The 2791-nt window shown below is 67.8% G+C and carries 1 protein-coding gene; it reads left to right on the top strand.

Annotated features, from left to right (window positions below):
• The first annotated feature begins 223 nt into the window (after positions 1–223).
• Positions 224–1930 carry an IS1182 family transposase gene (locus tag ACFYMC_RS29650; protein WP_388531218.1) on the top strand — a complete coding sequence of 569 codons (1707 nt, stop codon included), beginning with the start codon at positions 224–226 and terminating at the stop codon, positions 1928–1930.
• Positions 1931–2791 lie beyond the last annotated feature (861 nt).

Raw genomic sequence — 2791 nt, forward strand, 5'->3', positions numbered from 1 at the left:
GCCACGGCACCTCGCTGCGTTGTCGGAACGCCCGAATACGCCCAGTATGGGGACGCCCCTCCGCCTTGCGATGCACCGCATCTGACGCCGTGCGCCCGCCGGGGATTACGGGACAGCCCTTAGCTTGACTCTGTCGGGGATCTTGGAGTTCCTCGGTGCGGCAGCATGGTCAACGGGCATGCTCGGGTGGTTCCGTCGACCGATGCAGTTGTCGAGGTGCCCGTTGTCCCTTCGCCCTCGTTCCGGTGAGCAAGTCCCCTCTCTGACCGCGCAGATCGCGCGGGCGAGCAATCCAGGCGGTACGACGGCGATATGGGTACGCGATCGCCTCGATGGGCTGTGGTGCGACGTGGACTTCGCCGACTGGTACCCGCGGGATGGGCGCCCGGGGCTCTCGCCTGCTCAACTGGCCACCGTCTGTGTGCTGCAGTTCCTGCTCGGCCTGTCGGACCGGCAGGCCGCCGAGGCGGTCCGCTGCCGCATCGACTTCAAGTACGCCATGGCGATGGAACTGGACGATCCCGGGTTCCACCACAGCGTGCTGGCCGACTTCCGAGACCGCCTTACCGAGGACGACCGCGCTGATCGCCTCCTCGACCTCGCGTTGGCCCGCCTCAAGGAGGCCGGACTGGTGCGCGAGCGCACCACGCAGCGCACCGACTCCACCCACGTCCTGGCCGCGGTGCGCGACCTGACCCGCCTGGAGCTGGTCACCGAGGCGGTCCGCGCCGCGCTCGAAGAAGTCGCCGGTATGTCCCCTCACCTGCTGGACGGGCTGGTCGACGAGGACTGGGGGCTGCGCTACGGTCGACCGGTCCGCCTGGGCAAGAACCCCACCAAGCCCAAGACCAGGATCCTTGCCACCGGAAACGACGCCGTCCGGCTCCTGGAACACCTCTACCAGCACGGAGCAGGCCGCACGTCCGGCCCTCGCGTCCAGGCCCTGCGCCAGATCATGGTGCAGAACTACCACCGTGACCAGGCAGGCCGGCTGCGCTGGCGCACCGCCGAGAAGGAAGGCGGACCCGGGCTGCCGCCCTCGTCCCGGGCAGTCGTCTCGCCCTACGACACCTCGGCCCGCTACGCACGACACGGGCACATCATCAGCTGGAAGGGGTTCGCCGCCCATCTGACGGAGACCTGTGCCCCCGACGGCCCCAACGTGATCACCGACGTGGCCACCACCGCGGCCACCACCCACGACAGCCAGGTCCTGCCCGGCATCCACACCCGCCTGGCCCGCCGCGGACTGCTGCCCGCCGAGCACCTGGTCGACGCCGGCTACACCTCCCTGCCCCACCTCGAACAAGCCACCCGTGAACACCAGGTCACCGTCTCCGGGCCGCTGAAGACCAACCCCACCCGCCAACACCGGCAGAACGAGGGCTTCACCCGGGACGACTTCCACATCGACTACGACCGTCAGCAGGTCACGTGCCCCCAGGGGCAGGTCAGTGCGGGCTGGCACGGCCCCTACCCAACCTCGTCACCCACCGCGGCCCCGCTGATCGTGGCCAGGTTCACCAAGAGCCAGTGCCGTCCCTGCCCGGCCCGCACCCAGTGCACCTCCACCGCCGACAGCGCCCGAACCGTGGGCTTTCCCCCGCGAGAACTCCGCGAACTGCAACTCCGCGTCCGGGCCGAACAGCAGACGCCCGAGTGGAAGACCCGCTATGCGGTCCGCTCGGGAGTGGAGGGCACGGTCAACGAGTTCGCCCACGGACACGGCATGCGGCGCTGCCGCTACCGAGGACAGAGCAAAGCCCACGTCCAGCACGTGCTGACGGCCATCGCCATCAACATCGAGCGCCTCAGCGGACTGCCACCGGCCGAAGAAGCACCCACACCCCGCCGACCAACGGCCTTCCAGAACTACCTCGACCGGAGGCAGCTACCCCGGCCGAAGTCCTGGCGCACCCTGGGAACCTGACCTCGACAACTCCAAGATCCCCGACAGAGTCAAGCTAGCTCTGATGGGCAAGCGGACGGCGCAGGCTGGCTCCACAGCCCGGCAACGGCGCTCCGCACCTGCGCCACCGCGCCGTCGTCCTCATTGCCCACCTCCGACGCCGCTACCCGTGACGGAGCCTCACCGGCGCACGATGGCACACCACCCCCTCACCTTATGAAGATCTTGCCTGGGCCAGAAAAGTCCGTATACCGATGCGTTTCAGCAGACAAGTGGTGGGCGGCCAGCTCAAGGGCGAGCGCGCAGCCAGGGATGCCGGGGCGTGAGCCCGACTCACGACAACAAGGTCCTGCACCGCATTCGCACTCGACCGCAGCCCTGCGTCACGGACATGTCCATTATGCGAATGAGCAGTTCAGACACCCCAACCACCAGCTGAGCTGCTCATGAACCACGGACAGAACCCGTTCTCGTGGACAAGCTAGGTGTGCGCGAGGGGCTTGCAGGGCTCCGGGCGCGCCGCACGCCTGGTCCGCCCGCGGTATACGCCTCGACTGGTGCCGCCGTGCGCGTTGCGCCATTCAGGTCCATCCTGAAGGCTGGGCCACGAAGCCCACAGACCGACCTGTCGGGAGGTTCTGTGATCCTGCTAGCCCTGCTTCTACCGGTCGTGATGATGGCTATCCTCCTTGCTGCGGACGCGCTTGAGGACCTCTTCTTCCCCCCAGCAGTCCTGGATGAGGCGGCCACCGCTGTCGACGGCGCCGCTTCATCACATCCTCACGGTGTCCTACCTTCTTGATGTGGGTCTGAGCTGGTCATTCGTAAGATCGGCGGGCCCAGGGGTTCCGGGTATGGCTGTCATGGAGTCGCCGCTGGATG

Origin of the sequence: Streptomyces sp. NPDC006879, from assembly GCF_042869595.1 — a bacterium.
GTDB lineage: Bacteria > Actinomycetota > Actinomycetes > Streptomycetales > Streptomycetaceae > Streptomyces.